This window comes from Brevundimonas aurantiaca (assembly GCF_904830995.1).
In the GTDB taxonomy this organism is placed as follows: Bacteria; Pseudomonadota; Alphaproteobacteria; order Caulobacterales; family Caulobacteraceae; genus Brevundimonas; species Brevundimonas aurantiaca.
The window spans coordinates 2,380,662-2,400,684 of sequence record NZ_CAJGVD010000001.1 but is presented as its reverse complement, the minus strand read 5'-3'; the positions used below and the strand labels follow the sequence as shown (position 1 = coordinate 2,400,684).

General features: G+C 67.8%; 26 protein-coding genes. 17 read left to right on the top strand and 9 right to left on the bottom strand.

Annotated elements, in window-relative coordinates; all coding sequences use genetic code 11:
* Positions 1-5: 5 nt before the first annotated feature.
* From yihA to rpmH, 4 genes are read right to left on the bottom strand one after another with little or no spacing between them, the layout of a single operon-like run.
* Entirely contained in the window at positions 6-659 is a 654-nt protein-coding gene (yihA, locus tag JMT67_RS11785; RefSeq protein WP_191554869.1) for a ribosome biogenesis GTP-binding protein YihA/YsxC, read from the bottom strand.
* The gene (yidC, locus tag JMT67_RS11780; protein ID WP_201463561.1) at positions 656-2,455 is read right to left on the bottom strand and encodes a membrane protein insertase YidC; all 1,800 of its coding nucleotides are present in this window, start codon (positions 2,453-2,455) and stop codon (positions 656-658) included. The genes yihA and yidC overlap by 4 nt, the downstream gene beginning before the upstream one ends.
* Positions 2,452-2,868 carry a ribonuclease P protein component gene (rnpA, locus tag JMT67_RS11775; protein WP_054764534.1) on the bottom strand — a complete coding sequence of 139 codons (417 nt, stop codon included), beginning with the start codon at positions 2,866-2,868 and terminating at the stop codon, positions 2,452-2,454. Before rnpA ends, yidC begins: the two co-directional genes overlap by 4 nt.
* Before the next feature lie 30 nt (positions 2,869-2,898).
* Positions 2,899-3,033, bottom strand: a complete 135-nt coding sequence (rpmH, locus tag JMT67_RS11770) for a 50S ribosomal protein L34 (protein WP_003164000.1) — start codon at positions 3,031-3,033, stop codon at positions 2,899-2,901.
* A gap of 126 nt (positions 3,034-3,159) precedes the next feature.
* Between rpmH and JMT67_RS11765 the strand changes: the two genes are divergently transcribed.
* Both JMT67_RS11765 and JMT67_RS11760 read left to right on the top strand, forming a co-directional pair.
* Positions 3,160-3,921: a TVP38/TMEM64 family protein gene (locus JMT67_RS11765; RefSeq protein ID WP_201463560.1), complete on the top strand. Its 762-nt coding sequence runs from the start codon at positions 3,160-3,162 to the stop codon at positions 3,919-3,921.
* Positions 3,918-5,390 (top strand): sensor histidine kinase, encoded by a 1,473-nt coding sequence (locus JMT67_RS11760; protein WP_201463559.1) that lies wholly within the window; start codon positions 3,918-3,920, stop codon positions 5,388-5,390. Before JMT67_RS11765 ends, JMT67_RS11760 begins: the two co-directional genes overlap by 4 nt.
* Positions 5,391-5,393: 3 nt before the next feature.
* Here the strand turns inward: JMT67_RS11760 and JMT67_RS11755 are convergent, their stop codons facing one another.
* The gene (locus JMT67_RS11755) at positions 5,394-5,657 is read right to left on the bottom strand and encodes a hypothetical protein (RefSeq protein ID WP_007390203.1); all 264 of its coding nucleotides are present in this window, start codon (positions 5,655-5,657) and stop codon (positions 5,394-5,396) included.
* Positions 5,658-5,809: 152 nt separating this feature from the next.
* On the opposite strand from JMT67_RS11755, the gene JMT67_RS11750 reads away from it, so the two are divergent.
* Positions 5,810-6,304, top strand: a complete 495-nt coding sequence (locus JMT67_RS11750) for a hypothetical protein (RefSeq protein WP_183216198.1) — start codon at positions 5,810-5,812, stop codon at positions 6,302-6,304.
* 6 nt (positions 6,305-6,310) lie between these two features.
* Here the strand turns inward: JMT67_RS11750 and JMT67_RS11745 are convergent, their stop codons facing one another.
* Complete coding sequence (locus tag JMT67_RS11745) at positions 6,311-7,360, bottom strand: ribonucleotide-diphosphate reductase subunit beta (RefSeq protein ID WP_054764531.1); 1,050 nt, start codon at positions 7,358-7,360, stop codon at positions 6,311-6,313.
* Positions 7,361-7,528: 168 nt separating this feature from the next.
* Positions 7,529-9,670 carry a hybrid sensor histidine kinase/response regulator gene (locus tag JMT67_RS11740; RefSeq protein ID WP_233455870.1) on the bottom strand — a complete coding sequence of 714 codons (2,142 nt, stop codon included), beginning with the start codon at positions 9,668-9,670 and terminating at the stop codon, positions 7,529-7,531.
* Positions 9,671-9,797: 127 nt separating this feature from the next.
* On the opposite strand from JMT67_RS11740, the gene JMT67_RS11735 reads away from it, so the two are divergent.
* From JMT67_RS11735 to JMT67_RS11710, 6 genes are all read left to right on the top strand, one after another.
* The gene (locus JMT67_RS11735) at positions 9,798-10,577 is read left to right on the top strand and encodes a nucleotidyltransferase family protein (protein WP_054764530.1); all 780 of its coding nucleotides are present in this window, start codon (positions 9,798-9,800) and stop codon (positions 10,575-10,577) included.
* 21 nt (positions 10,578-10,598) lie between these two features.
* A complete protein-coding gene (locus JMT67_RS11730; RefSeq protein WP_152949347.1) occupies positions 10,599-11,399 on the top strand; it encodes a metallophosphoesterase family protein in 801 nt (266 codons plus the stop codon).
* Positions 11,400-11,464: 65 nt separating this feature from the next.
* Positions 11,465-11,947, top strand: a complete 483-nt coding sequence (locus JMT67_RS11725; RefSeq protein ID WP_152949346.1) for a translation initiation factor IF-2 — start codon at positions 11,465-11,467, stop codon at positions 11,945-11,947.
* 77 nt (positions 11,948-12,024) lie between these two features.
* On the top strand, positions 12,025-12,642 hold the full coding sequence (locus JMT67_RS11720; protein WP_152949345.1) for a hypothetical protein: 618 nt from the start codon (positions 12,025-12,027) through the stop codon (positions 12,640-12,642).
* 60 nt (positions 12,643-12,702) lie between these two features.
* Positions 12,703-13,341 (top strand): LysE family translocator, encoded by a 639-nt coding sequence (locus JMT67_RS11715; RefSeq protein WP_201463558.1) that lies wholly within the window; start codon positions 12,703-12,705, stop codon positions 13,339-13,341.
* Positions 13,342-13,455: 114 nt separating this feature from the next.
* The gene (locus JMT67_RS11710) at positions 13,456-14,043 is read left to right on the top strand and encodes a CC0125/CC1285 family lipoprotein (protein ID WP_054764525.1); all 588 of its coding nucleotides are present in this window, start codon (positions 13,456-13,458) and stop codon (positions 14,041-14,043) included.
* Positions 14,044-14,088: 45 nt separating this feature from the next.
* On the opposite strand, the gene JMT67_RS11705 is transcribed toward JMT67_RS11710, so the two are convergent.
* Positions 14,089-14,856, bottom strand: a complete 768-nt coding sequence (locus tag JMT67_RS11705; RefSeq protein ID WP_152949343.1) for a DUF6065 family protein — start codon at positions 14,854-14,856, stop codon at positions 14,089-14,091.
* A 52-nt stretch (positions 14,857-14,908) separates the two neighbouring features.
* On the opposite strand from JMT67_RS11705, the gene JMT67_RS11700 reads away from it, so the two are divergent.
* Complete coding sequence (locus JMT67_RS11700) at positions 14,909-15,418, top strand: prolyl-tRNA synthetase associated domain-containing protein (protein ID WP_201463557.1); 510 nt, start codon at positions 14,909-14,911, stop codon at positions 15,416-15,418.
* Between the two features lie 4 nt (positions 15,419-15,422).
* On the opposite strand, the gene JMT67_RS11695 is transcribed toward JMT67_RS11700, so the two are convergent.
* Positions 15,423-15,767, bottom strand: coding sequence for a hypothetical protein (locus JMT67_RS11695; protein ID WP_201463556.1), 345 nt, complete (start codon positions 15,765-15,767; stop codon positions 15,423-15,425).
* Between the two features lie 115 nt (positions 15,768-15,882).
* On the opposite strand from JMT67_RS11695, the gene JMT67_RS11690 reads away from it, so the two are divergent.
* The 7 genes from JMT67_RS11690 to JMT67_RS11660 all read left to right on the top strand — a co-directional run bounded on the left by JMT67_RS11690 (position 15,883) and on the right by JMT67_RS11660 (position 19,989).
* Complete coding sequence (locus JMT67_RS11690) at positions 15,883-16,647, top strand: electron transfer flavoprotein subunit beta/FixA family protein (protein WP_201463555.1); 765 nt, start codon at positions 15,883-15,885, stop codon at positions 16,645-16,647.
* A 1-nt stretch (position 16,648) separates the two neighbouring features.
* Positions 16,649-17,578: an electron transfer flavoprotein subunit alpha/FixB family protein gene (locus JMT67_RS11685; RefSeq protein WP_201463554.1), complete on the top strand. Its 930-nt coding sequence runs from the start codon at positions 16,649-16,651 to the stop codon at positions 17,576-17,578.
* Between the two features lie 7 nt (positions 17,579-17,585).
* Complete coding sequence (locus JMT67_RS11680; protein ID WP_201463553.1) at positions 17,586-17,915, top strand: DUF6883 domain-containing protein; 330 nt, start codon at positions 17,586-17,588, stop codon at positions 17,913-17,915.
* A gap of 5 nt (positions 17,916-17,920) precedes the next feature.
* Positions 17,921-18,151: a DUF4926 domain-containing protein gene (locus JMT67_RS11675; RefSeq protein WP_152949338.1), complete on the top strand. Its 231-nt coding sequence runs from the start codon at positions 17,921-17,923 to the stop codon at positions 18,149-18,151.
* On the top strand, positions 18,090-18,449 hold the full coding sequence (locus tag JMT67_RS11670; protein ID WP_201463552.1) for a DUF167 domain-containing protein: 360 nt from the start codon (positions 18,090-18,092) through the stop codon (positions 18,447-18,449). The genes JMT67_RS11675 and JMT67_RS11670 overlap by 62 nt, the downstream gene beginning before the upstream one ends.
* 110 nt (positions 18,450-18,559) lie before the next feature.
* Positions 18,560-19,750 carry an alkaline phosphatase gene (locus JMT67_RS11665; RefSeq protein WP_201463551.1) on the top strand — a complete coding sequence of 397 codons (1,191 nt, stop codon included), beginning with the start codon at positions 18,560-18,562 and terminating at the stop codon, positions 19,748-19,750.
* Positions 19,751-19,821: 71 nt separating this feature from the next.
* Positions 19,822-19,989 (top strand): hypothetical protein, encoded by a 168-nt coding sequence (locus tag JMT67_RS11660; RefSeq protein WP_156314143.1) that lies wholly within the window; start codon positions 19,822-19,824, stop codon positions 19,987-19,989.
* The last annotated feature ends 34 nt before the right edge of the window (positions 19,990-20,023 follow it).

The following is a 20,023-nucleotide window of genomic DNA, read 5'->3' as shown; positions in this document are numbered from 1 at the left end:
GCGCCTCAGTCCAGGGTCGCGCCGGTGGTGCGCATGATCTCGGCCCGCAGCTCGGGCAGGCCCAGCCCCTTTTCGGACGAGGTCAGGGCCACCACGGGGAAGGCGGCGGGGCGTTTGGAGATGGCCTTAAGCGTGGCCTCCTGCATCCGCTCGCCCTCGCCCTTCTTCAGCTTGTCGGCCTTGGTCAGGACGATCTGATAGGAGACGGCGGCCAGATCCAGGGCGTCCAGCGCCTCGGCGTCCACGCTCTTCAGCCCATGGCGGCTGTCGATCAGCAGATAGACCCGTTTCAGGGTGACCCGGCCGCGCAGGTAATCGCGCCCCAGGTCCTGGAACTTCTTGACCGTGGTCTTGGACGCCTTGGCCCAGCCGTAGCCGGGCAGGTCGACCAGCCGCAGCCGACCGTCCAGATCGAAGAAGTTGACCTCGCGCGTCCGGCCCGGCTCGTTGGAGGCTCTGGCCAGCTTGTGCATGCCGACCAGGCCGTTGATCAGGCTGGACTTGCCGACGTTGGAGCGGCCCGCAAAGGCGATCTCGGGCAGGTCCGGATCGGGCAGTTGCTCGATCTTGGCCGCCCCCATGACGAAGGTCGCCGGCCGCGCGAACAGAATCCGCGCGGCCTCGATCTCTTCAGGGCTGAAGTCGGTTTCCTCGATCACGCGGGCTTTTTCTTAAAGCGGGCGATGAAGTCGTCGATCGGATTCTCGGCCTTGTAGCGGTGCATGATGACGTACTGCTGCAGGATGGTCAGGATGTTCGACCAGGCCCAATAGACCAGCAGGCCCGCCGCAAAGGGCGCCATGATGAAGGTGAAGACCAGGGGCATGAACTGGAAGATCTGGCGCTGGACCGGATCGGCCGCAGGCGGGTTCATCGCCGTCTGCAGCCACATGGTCAGGCCGTAGGCGACCGCCAGCAGACCGATGCCTAGAGGCCCGACCAGCAGCCCCCCCAGGAGCGGCAGGGTCGCCGGATCCCAGGGGATCAGGCCGAACAGGTTCCACACCACCGAGGGATCGCGCGCCGACAGGTCGTGGATGAAGCCCAGGAAGGGCTGGTGGCGCATTTCGATGGTGACCGTCAGCACCTTGTACAGGGCGTAGAAGACCGGGATCTGGAGCAGAAGCGGAAGACAGCCGGCGACCGGATTGATCTTCTCCTTCTGGTACAGGGCCATGGTCTCCTGTTGCTGCTTCTGCGGATCGTCTTTGAACTTCTTCTTGATCTCCTCCATCTTGGGCTGGAGGTTCCGCATCTTGGACATCGAGGCGTAGGCGTTGTTGGCCAGGGGGAACATGACCAGTTTGACGATGACGGTCAGGGCCAGGATGGCGACGCCGAAGCTGCCGACCAGGCCGTAGACATTCTCAAGGATCCAGAAGATCGGCCGCGTCAGGAACCAGAACATGCCCCAGTCGATCGCATAGACGAAGCGCGGCAGATTGAGGGACTGCTCATAGGTCTTCAGCACCTCGGCCCGCTTGACGCCGGCGAACAGGCGCTGGGTCTCGGTGGCGGTTCCGCCGGGCTGGATGGTGCGGGTCGCGCCCAGGACGTTGGCTTCCAGCTGCGGCTGGCCGCCCGGAACCTCGCGGACCCGGAATTCGGTCTCGACCGCCTCGTCCTGCTGCGGCAGCAGGGCCGCCAGCCAGTATTTGTCGGTGATGCCCAGCCAGCCGCCGATCGAGGCGTTCTCGATCCGCGGCTCCTTCAGCCAGTCCTTGTACTTCTTCTGCTCGGTCCGGTACTCGCCCGGCTTGCCGAAGGCGCCGATGGCGCCTTCGTGGACGATGTGGGACGAACCGGCCAGGGGCGGGACGCCCTGGCGCTGGACGCTGCCGTAGGGGGCGATGGTGATGGCCTGGGTTCCCAGGTTCTGGACCGTGTCCTTGATCGAGAAGACGTAGCGGTCATCGACCGAGACCACGCGGGTGAAGCGCAGACCCTGCCCATTGTCCCAGGTCAGGGTGATCGGCGAGGTGGGGGTCAAGGTCGAACCGGCCGTCAGGCGCCAGACGGTGTTGGGACCAGGCACGCCGCCGGCCACATCGGGGCCGGTCCAGCCGAACTGGGCGAAATAGGCGTTCTGCATCCCCTGGGGGCGGAACAGTTCGACCGGCTCAGGCTTGTCCTGGACCTCCTTGTAGTCGGTCAGGAACAGGTCGTCGATCCGACCGCCCTGGAGCGACAGCGAGCCCTTCAGGGTGCCGGACTGGATCGGCACGCGCGCGGCGGTGCTCAGCGCCTGGCGGCGATCGGTGACGAAGACCGGCCCCTGGGGGCTCAGCGCCGTGCGAGCGGCGTTCCTGGCCGTCTGAGACTGTTCGGCCTGGGCCTGCTGCTGGACGGCGCGGCGCTCGGCCTGGGGCCGCAGCACGGCGAACCAATAGACCCCCAGGATCAGGGCCGAGCACACGATGAAGAGGATCGTGTTGCGCGAGTTCTCGTTTTTCATGGATTCGGGCGGTCCTGGCCGGAGGGGGCGGGGGCGGGCGAAGGCCGGTCGGCCCCCCGATCGTTTCTCGGTGTCGCCAGCCTTGTAAGCGTCGATTTCACATCGTCAAGCAGACGGTCCCACGCCCGCTCGGTGGTGCCCATGCGGGCGATGAAGACATAGTCGCTACCGGGCACGCCATATTGGGGCAGCATGGCCCGCGCGGCCTCGCGCAGGCGGCGTTTGGCGCGGTTCCTGACCACCGCCCCGCCGATCTTGCGCGTGGCGGTGAAGCCCAGGCCGACGTGCGGCGAACCGTCGCCGCGATCCAGCCTCTGGATCACCACCCCGCCGCGCGCCTCGGAAACGCCTTTGGCGGCCGCCAGGAACTGGGGCCGCCGCAACAGACGCTTGATCTGTAAAGGGTCGCTCATGCGTCCTTGGCTTTCGGACGCGAGAGCCGCTTACGCCGTCAGGCGCTTGCGGCCCTTGGCGCGACGGCGCGCAACGATCTTCTGGCCGTTCTTGGTGGCCATCCGGCTGCGGAAGCCGTGACGGCGCTTGCGCACGAGTCGCGACGGCTGATAGGTCCGCTTCACGGTCGGCTCCTGACGTTAAAAGGTTGGGCGACGGGGCAGAAGGCGTCCGCCGCAGGAAGGGCGGGCGTATAAGTCGCATGGTCGCGCGAGTCAACGCTCGGCCGGCAATTCGGGAATGAAGCGCGTATGGCGAAACGAACGGCGAAGGAATGGGGCCTGCGGCTGGCGCCGCTGGCGGTCATCGCCGGCCTGGTGGCCGCCTTCTTCGCCCTGGGCTGGAACCGCTATCTGTCGATGGACCTGATCCGCGAGCATGGGCTGAACCTGCAAGCCTACGCCCAGGCCCATTGGTGGACCGCCCTGGTCGCCTTCGTCGCCGTCTACGCCGTCGCCACCGCCTCCACCATTCCGGGGCCGGTCTTTCTGACCCTGCTGGGCGGGATGATGTTCGGCCCCTATGTCGGCGCCCTGGCCCAGGCCAGCGGAGCGACCCTGGGTTCGGTCGTGATCTATATGGTCTATCGCACCTCGATCGGGACCTGGCTGCGCGCCAAGTTCGAGGCGGACGCCGGCTTCATGGACCGGCTGGCCAAGGGGATCGACCGAAACGCCTTCACCACCCTGTTCACCCTGCGCGTCATTCCCAGCGTGCCCTTCGTCCTGGTCAACGCCACCGCGGGCATGATGGCGGTGCCGCTGCGCCCCTATGTGGTCGCCACCTTCATCGGCCTGTTGCCGTCCACCTTCATCTACACCTGGATCGGATCGCAGCTGGGCGACCTGCTGCGGGCCGGGGTGCAGCCGGACCTGCCCATGCTGCTGCGCCAGTTCTTCTGGCCGCTGATGGGGGTGGCCTTCCTGTCCCTGCTGCTGCCGATCGGCATCAAACTGGTCCAGATGATCCGCGCCCGACGCGCCCGAAGCCAGGGAGGGGCGGCCCCGGCATGATCCCCCTGTTCGATCGGCTCGCGACGGCGCTGAAGCTGTCGCCCCAGACGGCGGAGACCTGGCGCGAACGGCTGCGGCCCCGGGCGCCCGACGGCCTGTCGGCCCGGCTGCTGCTGCTGACCTTCGCCTTCACCCTGGCGGTCGAGGCCCTGATCATGGGGCCGAACCTGGCCGCCTTCCACGAGCGCTGGCTGCGCGACCGGCTCCAGGCCGCCGAACTGGCCTCGGTCGGGGTGGAGGCCCTGCCCTACAGCGCGGTCGAGGACGACACGGCCGCCGAGCTGATGCGGATCGGCGGGGTCCAGGCCGTGGCCCTGACCGAACAGGGGGTGCGGCGGCTGCTGCTCCAGGCGCCCAACCTGCCGCGCGCGCCCGAGCTGATCGACCTGCGTCAGCAGAACAGCTGGGCGCGGCTGACCGATCCCTGGCGCACCCTGTTCGGCCATCCGGACCGGTCGCTGCGGGTCCAGGCCAAGCCCCGCTATCGCTCGGGCGACTTCATCGAGATCGTCACCCCGGCCCAGCCGTTGAAACTGGAGCTGAAGGCCTTCCTTCTGAACAGTCTGCTGGTCAGCCTGCTGGTGTCCCTGACGGCGGGCGCCCTGCTGTACGGCGGTCTGGCGCTTCTGGTGCTGCGGCCGCTCCAGCGCGTCACCCGCTCGATGGAGCGGTTCGCCGCCGATCCCGAGAGCGAGGCCGAGACCCCGTCGGACCGGCATGACGAGATCGGCCGGGTCGAGCGCGAACTGGCCCGGATGCAGGAGGAGGTGCGCCAGTCCCTGCGCTCCCGCGCCCGTCTGGTGGCCCTGGGCGAGGCGGTGGCCAAGATCAACCACGACCTGCGCAACATGCTGACCTCGGCCCAGATGGCGTCGGAGCGGCTGGCGACCTCGGCCGACCCCCAGGTGGCCAAGGCCCTGCCCCGGCTGGAGCGGGCGCTGAGCCGAGCCGCAAGCCTGTCACGCAATGTGCTGGAATACGGCCGCAGCGAGGAGCCCGCGCCCCAGAAGACCCGCGTGGTCCTGACCAAGGCCCTGACCCTGGCGGCCGAGGACGCCGGCCTGGAGCCGGAGGGGGTGCGGCTGATCAAACAGGTGCCGGCCCGGTTCGCGGTCGAGGCCGATCCGGATCAGCTGTACCGCATCCTGGTCAATCTGATGCGCAACGCCCGCCAGGCCATAGAGGCCGATCCGGGCCGCTCCCCCGAGCGGCGCGGCAAGGGGGCCGTCACCGTCAGCGCCTTCGGTCAGGACGGGGTCTGCGTCGTCCGCATAGCCGACGACGGGCCGGGCATTCCGCCGCGCCTGGCCGAACGTCTGTTCGAACCCTTCGTCAGCTCCAAGAGTTCGGACGGATCGGGCCTGGGCCTGACCATATCGCGCGAACTGGCGGCCCTGCACGGCGGCGAGCTGAGACTGGTTCCCGGCGACGGAAGCGGGGCGGTGTTCGAGCTGCAGCTGCCCGCCTGACAGCTATTCCAGCCCGTCGTCGGTGACGACGAAGGGTCGGTCAGCGGCCTTGGCCTGGGCCGCCAGCTCTTCCTGCACCAGGTGCCAGCGACGCAGGCGTTCATAGCTGATGGCGTGTTCGGGCGAGGCGTCCAGCCAATGGCGGAAGTCCTCGATCTGCAGACGGGCGTTGGGGGCGGCCGGGTCCGGCAGGGCCGGGACGTTGGGCAGTTGACGCGCCACATCGGCGGGAATGGGGAAGTCTCCGGACGAGGTGCTCAGGATCATGAAGGCGGCTCGGCGTCGATTGTGCGTCAGTGGAGAGGGGAACCATGACGCGAAGCGCGGCCGGGCGCCACCTTTTCGTCATGACAGCGTTGTTGCCGCAACCGCCCTTTACGGCCAAGGTTGGCCGACAGGGTCTGAACCAGGAGATGTCCATGACCATTCGCACGTCCCTGATGTCCGCCTTGCTGGCGGCGACAGCCGTCGCGGCGCCCCTTTCGGCGGCCGCCCAGCAGGCGTCGGACCCCTATGGCGATCAGCGTGTCCTGCCCGATCCCAACGACCCCAAGGCGCGCGAGGCCCTGGAGCGGGCGCGGGGCGAGGCCTATCACCGGGCCGATGACTCCAAACAGACCGAGGAGGAACTGCGCACCACCCGCGCCCTGAACGCCGAGATCGCCGCCCAGAACGCCCTGGCCGACAAGGCCGACGAGGCCGCTCGGCTGGAATATGACGCCGCCGTGGCCCGGCGCCAGATCGAGATCCGGCGGATCGAAGAGGAGGCGCGAGCGGCCGCCGAGGCGACTCGCGCGGCCCAGGAGCAGTACGACCGCGACTACGCCGCCTGGCGCGAACAGGTGCGCCTGTGCCAGTCGGGCTTCCGCGAAGCCTGCACGGCCCGCCCCGCCTGGGTCAGGCCGCAGCAGTAGTCGGAATCAGCCGGCGACCAGGCTCATGTCGCGCCGGGCCATCATCCGGTCGAACTCGGTCCAGACGCCGTCGGCGCCGTGCCAGCTGCCTTGCGTCGCCGCCTTCGAATATTCGGTGGCGCGGGCCTCGAAGAAGTTGGCGTGCTCGACGCCCGACAGCAGGGCCTGCAGCCAGGGCAGCGGGTTTTCCTTGACCCCATAGACCTCAGGCAGCTTCAGCTGACGCAGGCGCCAGTCGGCGATGAAGCGAATGTACTGCTTGATGTCGTCGGGGGTCATGCCCTCGACCGCGCCCATTTCGAAGGCCAGGTCGATGAACTTGTCCTCCATCTTCACCACCGTCTTGCAGCAGTCGACGATGTCGTCGGCCACGGCCTGGGTGACGGCGCCCGTCTCCTTGTTGAAGGCGTGATACAGCTTGATGATGCCCTCGCAGTGCAGGCTCTCGTCGCGAACCGACCAGGAGACGATCTGGCCCATCCCCTTCATCTTGTTCATGCGCGGGAAGTTCATCAGCATCGCAAACGACGCGAACAGCTGAACCCCTTCGGAGAAGCCGCCGAACATGGCGAGGGTCCGGCAGATGTCGGCGTCCGAATCCACGCCGAACTGGCCCATATAGTCGTGCTTGTCCCGCATGGCCTCATATTCCATGAAGGCGCCGAACTCGCTCTCGGGCATGCCGATGGTCTCGAGCAGCAGGGCGTAGGCCGCGATATGGATGGTCTCCATATTGCCGAAGGCGGCCAGCATCATCTTCACCTCGGTCGGTTTGAACACCCGGCCGTAGCGTTCCATGTAGTTGTCCTGAACCTCGATGTCCGCCTGGGTGAAGAAGCGGAAGATCTGGGTCAGCAGATTGCGTTCATTGTCGTTCAGGGTCGAGGCCCAGTCCTTGACGTCCTCGCCCAGCGGCACCTCTTCGGGCATCCAGTGGACCTGCTGCTGCTTCTTCCACATGTCGAAGGCCCACGGATAGCGGAAAGGCTTGTAGGCCACGGAGGGCGTCAGAAGACCGGCGCGGTCGGGGCGGATGATCGGGGTGATGGCGTTCATCGAACTGGACCTGAAGGAGCGATTCCGGAGAGGCCTGCACCATGCGACTCGGCGCGCCCGGCGCCAAGTCGGAAATCATCTATGTTGCGATCACATTTTGTCCTACCGCTACATCTTGTGTGCGGCGGTTAAGAAGCTGGGGACGGCCCTGGGGATGGGCGCCCCGCCTCAGGCGGCCTGGGCGTCGTCCCGACGGTCAGACGCCGCAGCCAGGGCGGCGTCGATCGCCGCATAGAGGGCCGCCTGGGTGATGGGCTTGGCCAGATGACCGTCCATGCCGGCGGCCAGGCAGCGGGCGGCGTCTTCGGGCATGGCCTCGGCGGTGACGGCCAGGACGGCGACGTCGGCGGCCGGTCCAATCAGACTGCGGATGGCGCGGGTGGCGGCGATCCCGTCCATGACCGGCATGCGGACGTCCATCAGGACTAGGTCGAAGGCGCCGGCCGCGACGGCCTCCACCGCCTCGGCGCCGTCACACGCCTCGGCCGTGTCGCAGTCGGCCGCCTCCAGCATGACTCGCATCAGATTGCGGTTCAGGGGATGGTCGTCCACGACGAGGATCCGCATGCGCCGCGCCTCCAACGGCTGGGGGGCGTCGCTCTGAACGATTTCGACCGGCTCGGCTGGGATTTCGACGGTGAAGGTCGTTCCCATGCCGGGCGCGCTCTCCACCGAAATGGTTCCGCCCAGTCGGTCCACATGGCTCTTGGCCAGGGCCAGACCCACTCCCGCGCCCTGATGCGCCCGGCTGGTGGTGGCGTCCGCCTGCTGGAACAGGGAGAAGACGCCGCAGAGCACCTCATCCGTCATGCCGCAGCCGGTGTCGTGAATTTGCACGCGGAGATGATCGCCCCGTCGGTCCGCCACGACCCGCACGCCGCCCAGGCCGGTGAATTTCACGGCGTTGGCGCTGAGATGGTGCAGAATCTGGCGCAGACGCCGGCCGTCGGTCCAGACCGCGCCCTGGGCCTCGGGGGCGATGCTGACGGTGAAGTCCAGGCCGCGAACATTCGCCCACTCCCGCGACGGCGCGACCGCCTCTTCGATCAAGGCGGGGATGTCGGTCGGTTTCAGCGCCACCTCGGCCCCGCCGTGGGACACCTCCAGCAGATCCTCAATCAGGCGCAGCATGGCCTCGCCGCACTGTTTGATCGCCTCGACCTGACGGCGCCCCTCGTCGTCCAGCCCAGGACGTCGGGCCAGAAGGTCGGCATAGCCGGTGACGCCGGTCAGAGGCGTGCGCATCTCGTGGCTCATCATGGCCAGGAAGCGGGACTTGGCCTGATCGGCCGTCTCGGCCCGTTTGACGGCGGCTAGGGCGGCCTCGGTGCGCACGCCCAATCGCGTCATCAGCCGCCGCCGCTCGGTCGATAATGTGGTGATCGGCAGGGCGGTGACGACCAGAGTCAGAAGAAACAGATGCAGGACGCTCATCTGCCGCATGACGGTCGGGACCGTGTCCAGAACCGGGTCAGGCTGAAGGCGCGTCAGGGTAACGGGGCCGTGACCCGTCACGGTGGCGCCCACGGCGATGACCGTAACCCACAGAACCGCCCCTGCGGTCCAGGGCGGAGACAGTCGGAAGGCCAGCAGGATCAGAGGCGGCAGGATCATGAACAGGATCGGCGCCTGGTTCTGGCCGAAGGCCCAGACCACGGCGGCGGTCACAAGAACCATCAGGAGCACGAATTCAGCGGGTCGGGCCTGGGCGTCGGAGCGGAAGCGGTGACTGCGCGCCACCAGCAACAGGGTCGGCGTGACGATCATCATCGCCAGCAATTCCATGTCGAAGAGGTGCCGCATCCGAAAGCCTAGGCTTTCCAACGGCGGTCCGCTGACGACGACGGCGACAAGGCCGGCCAGGAGGGTGGTGAAGGCGACGGAGGGCGCCGCAGCGATCAGGGCGAACCGCAGCAGCCGTTTCGGACGACGCATGTCCAGGGCGGCGCCGCAGAAGCGACGGATCAGCAGGGTGGCGACGATCACCTGGGTCATGTTGAAGGCGACGTTGGTGACCGCGATCACGGCGGCGTCGCCGCGTATGACATTGCTGACCAGATTGATCAGGGCGCACCCGACCAGAACCCCCAGGGCCTTGTAACGCGACAACTGCAGGACGGCGGCCAGCAACACCGCATTAGCCGGCCACATCACCTTGGCGTCCAGCGCGGCCACGCTCCACAGCCCCAGAAGCTGGGAGGCGACGAACAAAAGCAGATAGACGGAGGGCGGGGGACCCGCCTCCTGTCCGGCGTCATGGCGGAAGAACCGCCAGCGCCCGCGCCGCATGGATGTCGTCAGACCGACCATGCTTCACCCGTGAATGAATATCCTAAGAATACGGTTTTGCGACGCCTAGGTAGAATTGCGGAGAAGGGGCGCAGGAACCGCCGATGCGGGCCGTCGTTCCACTGCCCTCGCCAATCCAGGGCCCGCCATGTCCGACGTCATCGCCGAACCGACCTTCGAGCCGCCGCCGGACGCCCTGGCCTTCTATGAGGAAAGCCTGGGGTTGCTGAAGGAGAGCGGCATACCCTTCCTGCTCTCGGGCACCTACGCCGTCACCGCCTATACGGGGGTGCGCCGCCCGACCAAGGATCTGGACGTCTTCTGCAAGCCCGGCGACTATCCCCGCATTCTCGCCTATTTCCAGAAGCGCGGCTATCGCACCGACGTCGAGGACGAACGCTGGATCGCCAAGGTCTGGAAGGACGACCGGCATTTCTTCGACGTCATCTTCGCCATGTCGAACGGCGCCATCGCCGTGTCGGACAGCTGGTTCGGCGGAGATGTGATCCGGGTCTATGGCCATGAGGTGCGGATCACCCCGCCCACGGCCCTGATCCTGTCCAAGGTCTTCATTCAGGATCGCTATCGTTATGACGGGGCGGATGTGAACCACGTCATTCTGAAACAGTCCGACGCCGTGGACTGGAAGAGCCTGCTGGACCAGATGGACCTCTATTGGGAGGTGCTGGCCGCCCATCTGCTGAACTTCCGCTTCGCCTATCCGACCGAGCGCGATCGGGTGCCGCGCTGGCTGATGGAGGAGTTGACCGAACGGCTGGCGGCCCAGATCGACCTGCCGCCCCCGCGGGTAAAGGTGTGCCGCGGCCGTCTTCTGAGCCCGCGCGACTATGTGATCGACGTCGCCGAATGGGGCTTCGGCGACGTGGTCGGCAAGGGGCTGGAAGAACGCCACGATCCCGTGACCTGAGCCCCCGCCGGAGAGCGACCCATGACCGACGCCCCCCAACCCCCTTCCTCCGCGCCTTCCCTCGCCTCTGGACAGACGCCCCAGCCGGGGCTGGAGCCGGGACCGGCCAAGAAGATGCGGGTCGCCGCCGTGGGCGATCTGCACGTCGGCGAGGACGCGCGCCGCCCCTATCGCGACCTGTTCGAACGGGTGTCGGACGAGGCCGACGTGCTGTGCCTGTGCGGCGACCTGGTCAACTACGGCAAGACGGCCGAGGTGGAGCGGCTGCTGGAGGATCTGCGGCTGTGTCGTATTCCGATGGTGGGCGTTCTGGGCAATCACGAACACGAATGCGGCCAGCCCGATCAGGTCGCCAGGATGCTGGCGGACGCCGGGGTCCGCATGCTGACCGGCCAGGCCTATGAGATCGACGGAGTGGGCTTCGCCGGGGGGAAGGGGTTCGTCGGCGGCTTCGGCCGCTATATGTTGAGCGCCTTCGGCGAGGCGGCGGTCAAGACCTTCGTCCAGGAGGCGGTCGAGGACGCCAATCTGATCGAAAACTCCATCCGCATGCTGCGCACCGAGCGGTCGGTCGTCCTGCTGCACTATGCGCCCGTGGTCGAGACGGTGATGGGCGAGCCGCCCGAAATCCACGCCTTCCTGGGCTCGTCGCGCCTGGCCGAAACCATCGACCGATACGACAACATCAGCCTGGTGGCGCACGGCCACGCCCATCGCGGCGGGCCGGAGGGGCGCACCAATCGGGGCGTGCCCGTCTATAACGTGGCTCTGCCGGTGTTGCGGTCTCTGGGGGAAAAGCCGTATCGGGTGTTTGAAGTCTGAGCCTCACAGGCGACGGCCTCGTCCCTGCGGCGATCCCGCCGCCTCCAGCCCAAAGGTCCATGGCCATGCGTCTTCTGTCCTCCGTCGCGGCCCTGGCCGTTTTGACCCTCGCCGCCCCGGCGCTGGCCGCCGCCCAAGCCGCTGCGCCTGCCCCTGCACAGGCCCAAGCGGAGACCCAAGCGGAGGCCCAGAGCCCGGAAGAGGCGGCCCTGGAGGCCAAGGCTGAGGCCTTTGAGGCCGATCTGGAGCAGATGAACACCGAGCTCGAGGCGATTCTGGGCGACGCCACGAAGGACGCCGCCGCCAAGACGGCCGCCGCCTACGCCGTGATCGACCGGCACGCGCCGGGGATGAACGCCTTCGCCGCAGAGGTGGAGGCCTTTTTCAAGGCCGAGGCCGAAAAGCCCGAAAACGCCGCGCGCAAGACGGAGCTTCTCACGGCGTCGACGGCGGCCGGCCAGTCGATCCGCGCCATTCCCGAACAGTTCCGCGAGGGTGTCCAGCAAGCCGTAGCCGGTAAGACCGAGCCGGCGCCTGCGGCCCAATAGTCGCCTTACCGCGATTTCACTTGAGACGGGGCGGCTGACGGCGGAGTTTGCGCGGGTCATTCAAAGGGAGATTTCCCATGATCCGCCTGCTCAGCCTAACCGCCGCCCTGGCCCTGTCGCCCCTGTCCTGCGCATTCGCCGGCGCCTTGGCCTCCCCTCAGGAAGACCGGGCCGAGGCCGCCGAGTCGAAGGCTGAAGCCCGTCTGGAGACGGCGGCCGCCGCCTTCGAGGCGCGGATGGAGGCCTTCGGCAAGCGCGCCGAAGCGATTTCCGAAGACGAGAGCCTGGACGAGGCCGTGCGCGGCCAAAGGATCGCCGCCCTCTGGTCCGAATATGCGCCAGACGTGGCCGCCTTCACCGCCGAGGCCACGCGCCACGCCTCCGAGGCGGCGGCCGAGGCCTTGAAGGACATCGACGTCGACGCCCTGGTTCAGGAGGCGCTGAACGATCCCGAGGTGAAACAGGCGATGGAGCAGGGTCTGGCGGCCGGAACCGGCATCGCCCGCAACAGCGCCTGGACCAATCCCGATCCCGAACAGATGGAGACCTATGGGCTGATCGCCCAATATGCGCTGGACCAGGCCCAAGACGCCGTGCTGACCGAGGCGGACGAAGCGCCGGAAGAGGCCGAAGCGCCCGAGGCCCCCGAGGCGCCTGAACCGCCCGCCCCGCCCAAGGCGCCTCGCGCACGATAGGACGCAAGGCGCGCCTCACAGGCCTTGACCACGGGGGCCGATGCAGCGACACGACGCCGCATGTCCGCCCTGCCCGTCGCCCCGCCCCTCTATCTGCCCTTTCGGGGGGTGATGGTGGTGATGGCGATCCCGCCCGGCCCCGCCAATCTGTTCGCCGTCGCCGCCGGGGTGGAGCGGGGGCGCGTCCCGGCCCTGATCGGCGTGGTCGGGATGAATACGGCGACCCTGGTCTGGTTCGGCGCGGCGGCCCTGGGTCTGGGCGCCCTGGTCAAGGCCTTCCCCCAGGTCTTTCACCTGATCGCCGTCCTGGGCGCCCTCTATGTGGCCTGGCTGGGGCTGAAGGCCCTGCGCGGGGCCTTCGCCACGGCCGCCGAGCCCGAGGCCGTCGAAATCCACAAGAGCCGCAACGCCTTTCTGGACGGTTTCATGGTCCAGATCGCCAATCCCAAGGCCATTCTGTTCTTCACCGCCGTCCTGCCGCCGTTTCTGGACATCTCCCGCCCTGTGGCGCCGCAGCTGGCCCTGTTCGCCCTGGCCGTGATCGGCATGGACCTGACGTCGATGAGCGCCTACGCCCTGTCCGGCGCCGCCCTGTCGCGGCGGATGCAGACGCCCCGGTTCCGCCGCGGCTTCGGCCTCTTCGTCGGCCTCTTGCTGCTGACCGCCGCGGTCCTGATCGTTTCGCGCCTGCAAGCCTAGCTCCTGCAGGTCTGGACGCGGTCGAGCTTCGATCTAGAGTGCCGAGGGAACAGGCTCGTTCATGCCCCGTTCAGCCGGCAGCGCGCCCGAATGGGCGATCAAGGAGTTGATTTCATGAAAGCCCCCTCAAGAACGACGTCCGCGCTCAAGGTGCTGGCGACGACGGCCGTCGCCGGCCTCGTCCTGGCCGCCTGCGCCACCGCCACCCCCTATCAGCCCGCCGGCTACAACGGTCAGCGCGGCGGCTATTCCGAACAGCGCGTCGAGAGCAACCGCTATCGCGTGACCTTTGCAGGCAATTCGGTGACCTCGCGCGAACAGGTGGAAATGTCCCTGCTGCTGCGCTCGGCCGAGCTGACGGTCGAAAGCGGCTATGACTGGTTCGCCACCGTCAACCGCGCGACCGAACGCGACACCCGCTTCGTCTCGACGCCCGACCCCTTCTACGGCCCCTATTCCCGCTTCTACGGCCCCTACTGGGGTCCGTCCTGGCGCTATTACCGGAGCGGTTTCTGGAGCCCCTGGGATCGCTGGGGCCCCTGGGGTCCGCAGGACATCGACACCCGCCAGATCGACCGCTACGAGGCCAGCGCCGAAATCATCATGGGTCGCGGTCCCAAGCCCGCCGGCGATCCCAACGCCTTCGACGCCCGCGAGGTGATCCAGAACCTGGGCTCGCGCGTCACCCGGCCCGGCGCCTGACGTCGAACCGCCCCGTCCGCCGCGCGGATGGGGCGGGCCTTTCGGTCAGCCGACGCGGGGCGATTTGAGCCGGCGCTTGTTGGAATGGGTGGCCGGCGCCGCGCCCAGATCCTCGGGCACCTCGCCCTTGAAATAATAGCGCTGCCACGCCTCCTTGGCCGCGTCCGGGTCGCCGCTGGCCAGACGCTGGTTGAAGTCCGTCCGGGCGCGGTTCCAGGCCTCGAACTGACCCTTCATGACGGGATTGGACTGCAGGGTCCGGATCACCGGCTGGAACTGCTCGACCTTCTTGTGCTCGATCAGATTGATGAAGCAGAAGGGTTCGCCCCGCTCGAAGGTCACGCGGCCCGGCCGGGTGAAGATCCAGTTCATCGTGAAGGGGAAGGGCAGCCAGTCGGTTTCGATCAGCCCGACCAGGGGTTGGATGCCGTCCTTCACATGGTTGGGCGAACCCGAACACATCATGCCCCAGCCCGGCGGAGTGCGGAACAGATACTGGGGATGCATGGTCAGAACCCCCCGCGAGAAGTGGGAGGTGACGAAATGGTCCAGGTCGTGCTGGGGCCGATCGGGCGTGATGACGATGTCTTCCTGACGCGGCCCGCCGTTCCATTCGGCGGAGAAGCCGAAGGGGCACAGGATCTCCCAGCCCGTGGTGTTGGCCATGTTCAGCGGCAGGCACCGATAGGGGTGGCGGCTGATGAAGGCGTCCATCCAGTTGCGCGACTGGCGACCGGGCACGAGGTCCGGCGGCCGCGCCGTCATCGGATAGCATTCCAGTTCCAGTTGGCGGGCGGGCGCTGTATCGACCATGACCTGTTCCTAACGCCCGATGTGCGACCACTCAACCATGAGAACGACCGGCATGAGCGAACCGGCTTTCGACCGCGACCGCCTTCTGACCTGGTTCGCCGAAAAGGGCGTAGACCACCGGACCCACGACCATCCGGCCGTCTTCCGCGTCGAGGAGGGGCTCGAACTGAAGGCCGCCCTGCCCGGCGCCCACACCAAGAACCTGTTCCTGAAGGATCATAGGGGCCGGCTGTGGCTGATCTCGGCCCGTCAGGACACGATGATCGACCTGAAACGCGCCGCCGCCGCCATGGGATCAGGCCGGCTCTCGTTCGGAAACGAAACCCTGATGTTCGAAACCCTCGGGGTCCGCCCCGGCTCGGTCACGGCGCTGGCGCTGATCAACGACGCCGAGCGGCGCGTGACCTTCGTCCTGGACCAGAGGCTGTGGGAGGCCGAGATCGTCAACTTCCACCCCCTGACCAACACCGCCACCACGGCGCTGGATCAGGCGGCCTTTCGCCGCATCCTCGCCCTGCTGGAGCGCGAGCCCCTGGTGGTGGACTTCGACGCCCTGACCTAGGTCGTCAGTTCGCCGGACGGGCCGCGGCCAGGGCGGCCTTCTGACGGGCGATTTCAGCGTCGCGGGCGCGGTCCTGTGCGGCGAGTTCGTGTTCGATGCGGACCAGTTCGCGATTCTTTTCGGCCGAGGCCTGGGCGCGGGAGACGCCGTTGGGCCGGCCGGTGATCTGGGCGATGGAGATGGGCTGGGCGCAGATGCGGCTGTCCATATCGTACCATTTGCCCGCCGCCTCGCAGCGTTCGCCCGGCGTGACCCAATAGGCCTGGACCGCGAAAACCCCCGCCACGGCGATGCCGAACAGGCCCAGAAAGATCATCGAAAGGCGGGGAAAGGTCAGAAAACGCTTCATCTCAGCATCCGTTAGGCGGGTTTTGCACGGGAGCTTGACCCGGCGTTACGTTGACAGGCCTTCGCGACCGCTCCATGTCCTGCCCCTACATTCAGGCGAATTCACGGATAGACCCATGAAGGTTCTCGTCCCCGTCAAACGGGTGATCGACTATAACGTCAAGGCCCGCGTCAAGGCCGACCAGTCCGGCGTCGATCTGGCCAACGTCAAGATGAGCATGAATCCCTTCGACGAAATCGCCGTCGAAGAGGCGGTGCGTCTGAAGGAAGGCAAGGATCATCACGCCGCCGGCACGGCCACCGAGATCGTCGTGGTCTCCATCGGCGTGACCCAGGCCCAGGAGACGATCCGCACCGCCCTGGCCATGGGCGCGGATCGGGGCGTGCTGATCCAGTCGGATACGGATCTGGAGCCGCTGGCGGTCGCCAAGCTGCTGAAGGCCGTGGTCGAGGAGGAGAAGCCCGACCTGGTGCTGATGGGCAAACAGTCGATCGACGGCGACAACAACGCGGTCGGCCAGATGCTGGCCGCCCTGCTGGACTGGCCCCAGGCGACCTTCGCCGGCAAGCTGGTGATCGACGGCGGCAAGGCCACGGTAACGCGCGAGGTCGACGGCGGTCTGCAGACCATCGCCGCCGAACTGCCGGCGGTGGTGACGGTGGACCTGCGGCTGAACACGCCGCGCTACGCCTCCCTGCCCAATATCATGAAGGCCAAGAAGAAGGAGATCGCCATGAAGGCGGTCGCCGACTACGGCGTCGATGTCGCCGACCGTCTGAAGGTGCTCAAGGTCACCGAGCCGCCCAAGCGCGCCGCCGGGGTCAAGGTCGAGAGCGCCGCCCAGCTGGTCGAATCCCTCAAGTCCGCAGGAGTGCTGTAAGATGGCCGTCCTCGTCATCGCCGATCACGACGGCTCGGCCGTCCGCGACACCACCCACAAGACCGTGACCGCCGCCCTGGCCCTGTCGTCCGAGGTGGACGTTCTGGTCGTGGGCCAGGGGGCCAAGGCCGTCGCCGACGGCGCCGCCAAGATCGCCGGGGTCCGCAAGGTGCTGCTGGCCGAGAGCGCCGGCCTGGGCAAGGTCCTGGCCGAGGCCGTTGAGGCCACCGTCCTGCCGCTGGCCGGCGGCTACGACGCCATTCTGACGCCCGCGACCACGGACGGGAAGAATTTCGCCCCCCGGATCGCCGCCAAGCTGGACGTAGCCCCGATTTCGGACATCGTCGAAGTGGTGTCGGCCGACACCTTCGTGCGGCCGATCTACGCCGGCAATGCGCTTGAGACGATCCAGTCGGGCGACGCCAAAAAGGTGATCACCGTGCGCCCCACCGCCTTCGCGGCGGCGGGCGAAGGCGGCTCGGCCCCGGTCGAGAGCGTGGCGGGCGCCGATGCGCCCAAGACGACCTTCGTCGCCGAGGAAATGGTCAAGTCGGACCGTCCGGAATTGGGCGCCGCCAAGATCATCGTCTCGGGCGGCCGCGCCCTGGGCTCGGCCGAAGAGTTCCACGCCGTGATGGAGCCCCTGGCCGACAAGCTGGGCGCCGCCATCGGCGCAAGCCGCGCGGCGGTCGATGCGGGTTACGCCCCCAACGACTATCAGGTCGGCCAGACCGGCAAGGTGGTCGCCCCCATGCTGTACATCGCCATCGGCATCTCGGGCGCCATCCAGCACCTGGCCGGGATGAAGGACTCCAAGACCATCGTCGCCATCAACAAGGATCCGGACGCCCCGATCTTCCAGGTCGCGGACTTCGGCCTGGTCGCCGATTACAAGACCGCCGTGCCGGAACTGATGTCCGCCCTGGGCTGAGGCTCGAATGAAGCTGCCAGGCGGCAGGCAGGCGGTCGTTCCGGATGGAAAGATCGAAGCCTACTGCCTGTCGGCGGACCACCCGGAGGGCCGTCACAAGGCCCGGGTCTTTGCGTCCGCCCTGGGGCTGACTCGGGCGGACGCTTCCTATCTGAAACGCCGGCTTCTGGAAGCGGCCAAGGAGGCCGAGGCCGAGGTCGTCAGGACGACCCCGTTCGGGACTCTGTACCTTGTCCGCTTCGTGTTAGAGTTCGGCGGTCGCTCGGCCTTGATCCGCAGCGGCTGGATCGTAGGATCGGACGGGGTTCCCCGCCTGACGACCGCGATGGTGGAGTGACGACCATGATTGAGGAACTCGACGTCGTGGCCCTCAGGGCCGATCTTCCGGACCTGGGCCTGAAGAAGGGCGAGCGCGGCACGGTGGTGATGATGTTCGGCCCGACCCGCTTCCTGGCGGAGTTCGCCGACGAGAGAGGCGTGGAACGGGCGACCCCGACCCTGAGCGCCGAAGATGTCGAAGTGGTCTGGCGCGCCGCCGATCATCGCGCCCCGGATCGACGCGCCGCCGGTTGATCCCCTGGCCCGACTACCCATCAAACTGCAGCCCGGCGCCTCCGGCGACCGGATCGACGGCTGGGACGCCGATCCCGAAGGCCGGCCCGTGCTGAAGGTGCGGGTGCGCGCCCGGCCGGTGGACGGCGAGGCCAACGCCGCCCTGGTGAAATTCCTGGCCAAGGCGCTGGGGGTGTCGCGGTCCTCGGTCGTGCTGGAGCGGGGCGGGCAGTCGCGGCTGAAGATGATCATGGTCGAGGGGCTGGACGAGGCCGGGCTGAAGGCGCGGATCGACGCGGCCACGGGCGAGGCGGGCTGAGCCGTCCGGAGCCGTGGCGGGCGACGGCGGCTGTCACAGGTTCGCGGTAGACAGGCGGGGGCGGTTCGGGGGACGCGGGCGGCCTTGTCTGATTTGCTGGACCGACGCCCATGACCCCTGCCTCTCTCCGCCTGGTTTCCGCCCTCGCGCTTGCGATCGGTCTTTGTGCTTCGGGGGGGGCCTCTGGGGGCGCCTCGGCCCAGACGGCGGCCCGTCCGCCTGTCGAACAGGCCCAGAGCCAGCCCCGTGCGAAGAATGTGATCCTGTTCCTGGCCGACGCCGGGGGCGTGGCCTCGGTCCATGCCGCCAGCGTGATGGCCTATGGCGAGCCGCTGAGGCTGCACGTCCAGCAGTGGCCGAACCTGGGGCTGAGCGAGACCTCGCCGGTCGACGCCTTCGTCTCGGACTCGGCCAACGGCATGAGCGCCATCGTCACCGGGGTGAAGACCCACAACGGGGTGATCAGTCAGGGGCCGGACGGCGAACGCGGCCGGCGCGACGGGACGCCGACCAAGACGGTGCTGGAATACGCCGAGGAGCACGGCCTGCTGACCGGAGTGGTGACCGACCGTCCGATCACCGATGCGACCCCGGCGGCGACCTACGCCCATTCCAATGATCGCGGCAAATGGGGCGAGATCTTCCCCCAGGCCTTTTCGCCGCGCTTCGGCGACGGGGTGGACGTTCTGATCGGCTCGGGCCGGACGGAGATCGCCGAACAGATGGCGGCGAACGGCGTGAGCTTCGACAGCCTGGCCCGGGCGCACGACCGGCCGATCTATGAAACCCTGGAGGCGGCGCCGGCGGGCAACCGGCGGCCTGTGGTCGTGGCCGACGAGATCGACGTGCGGGCGGCGACCCTGAGGGCGCTGGACCTGCTGCAGGCCGGGGACAAGGGCTATCTGCTGGTGGTGGAATGGGACGCCCATACCGACGATCCGCGCGAGGGTCTGCAGAACATCGCGAATCTGGACCGGCTGATCGCCGAGGTGCAGGCGCGGGTCGATCTGGACGAGACCCTGATGATCTTCACCGCCGACCACTCCTTCGGCCTGCAGGTCGACGGCGGGCGGCGCGGGGAGCCCCTGCTGGAAGGCTATGAGGCCTGGAAGGCGCGCGACTCCAACGACCGCGTGGTGCGGCTGGAGAATGTGACGGTCAACCGCACCCATACGGCCGAGGAAGTCCCGGCCCTGGCCGTCGGCGTCGGCGCCGAGCGGGTGCGGGGCTATTTCCCCAACACCCACCTGTTCGACGTCATGATGAAGGCCTTCGGCTGGACGCCCTCGTCCGGCGAGTGAGGCTTCGCTTCGGGCGGGTTCAGAGACCGACCTCGGACGGAACGGAGCGGCGGCTCGCGGGTTGCCTTGGCATGCAGCCCGCCGACACCCCTGCGCCCGAGGCGCCCCGCCCCGAAGACATCGACGCCGTTGGCGACGAGGCCAACCGCCTGGAAGAGCGGGCTGAAGACGACGGCGTCCTGCCCAAGCCGGCTGAAGACGACGCGGGCGTCGGTCCGCAGACCGGGGTCGTCCCCTAGGTCGATCGCCGACAGTCTGCCGTCTTCGGCCAAC

Coding starts and splice junctions, on each gene's coding strand:
- JMT67_RS11700 (WP_201463557.1), top strand. CDS start 14,909: ATGAGCGAACCGGCTTTCGACCGCGACCGCCTTCTGACCTGGTTCGCC.
- JMT67_RS11730 (WP_152949347.1), top strand. CDS start 10,599: ATGACCGACGCCCCCCAACCCCCTTCCTCCGCGCCTTCCCTCGCCTCT.
- JMT67_RS11755 (WP_007390203.1), bottom strand. CDS start 5,657: ATGATCCTGAGCACCTCGTCCGGAGACTTCCCCATTCCCGCCGATGTG.
- JMT67_RS11760 (WP_201463559.1), top strand. CDS start 3,918: ATGATCCCCCTGTTCGATCGGCTCGCGACGGCGCTGAAGCTGTCGCCC.
- yidC (WP_201463561.1), bottom strand. CDS start 2,455: ATGAAAAACGAGAACTCGCGCAACACGATCCTCTTCATCGTGTGCTCG.
- JMT67_RS11665 (WP_201463551.1), top strand. CDS start 18,560: ATGACCCCTGCCTCTCTCCGCCTGGTTTCCGCCCTCGCGCTTGCGATC.
- JMT67_RS11675 (WP_152949338.1), top strand. CDS start 17,921: ATGATTGAGGAACTCGACGTCGTGGCCCTCAGGGCCGATCTTCCGGAC.
- rnpA (WP_054764534.1), bottom strand. CDS start 2,868: ATGAGCGACCCTTTACAGATCAAGCGTCTGTTGCGGCGGCCCCAGTTC.
- JMT67_RS11685 (WP_201463554.1), top strand. CDS start 16,649: ATGGCCGTCCTCGTCATCGCCGATCACGACGGCTCGGCCGTCCGCGAC.
- JMT67_RS11735 (WP_054764530.1), top strand. CDS start 9,798: ATGTCCGACGTCATCGCCGAACCGACCTTCGAGCCGCCGCCGGACGCC.
- JMT67_RS11765 (WP_201463560.1), top strand. CDS start 3,160: ATGGCGAAACGAACGGCGAAGGAATGGGGCCTGCGGCTGGCGCCGCTG.
- JMT67_RS11710 (WP_054764525.1), top strand. CDS start 13,456: ATGAAAGCCCCCTCAAGAACGACGTCCGCGCTCAAGGTGCTGGCGACG.
- JMT67_RS11745 (WP_054764531.1), bottom strand. CDS start 7,360: ATGAACGCCATCACCCCGATCATCCGCCCCGACCGCGCCGGTCTTCTG.
- JMT67_RS11695 (WP_201463556.1), bottom strand. CDS start 15,767: ATGAAGCGTTTTCTGACCTTTCCCCGCCTTTCGATGATCTTTCTGGGC.
- JMT67_RS11740 (WP_233455870.1), bottom strand. CDS start 9,670: ATGGTCGGTCTGACGACATCCATGCGGCGCGGGCGCTGGCGGTTCTTC.
- JMT67_RS11670 (WP_201463552.1), top strand. CDS start 18,090: ATGTCGAAGTGGTCTGGCGCGCCGCCGATCATCGCGCCCCGGATCGAC.
- JMT67_RS11705 (WP_152949343.1), bottom strand. CDS start 14,856: ATGGTCGATACAGCGCCCGCCCGCCAACTGGAACTGGAATGCTATCCG.
- JMT67_RS11690 (WP_201463555.1), top strand. CDS start 15,883: ATGAAGGTTCTCGTCCCCGTCAAACGGGTGATCGACTATAACGTCAAG.
- JMT67_RS11750 (WP_183216198.1), top strand. CDS start 5,810: ATGACCATTCGCACGTCCCTGATGTCCGCCTTGCTGGCGGCGACAGCC.
- JMT67_RS11680 (WP_201463553.1), top strand. CDS start 17,586: ATGAAGCTGCCAGGCGGCAGGCAGGCGGTCGTTCCGGATGGAAAGATC.
- JMT67_RS11660 (WP_156314143.1), top strand. CDS start 19,822: ATGCAGCCCGCCGACACCCCTGCGCCCGAGGCGCCCCGCCCCGAAGAC.
- JMT67_RS11725 (WP_152949346.1), top strand. CDS start 11,465: ATGCGTCTTCTGTCCTCCGTCGCGGCCCTGGCCGTTTTGACCCTCGCC.
- JMT67_RS11715 (WP_201463558.1), top strand. CDS start 12,703: ATGTCCGCCCTGCCCGTCGCCCCGCCCCTCTATCTGCCCTTTCGGGGG.
- JMT67_RS11720 (WP_152949345.1), top strand. CDS start 12,025: ATGATCCGCCTGCTCAGCCTAACCGCCGCCCTGGCCCTGTCGCCCCTG.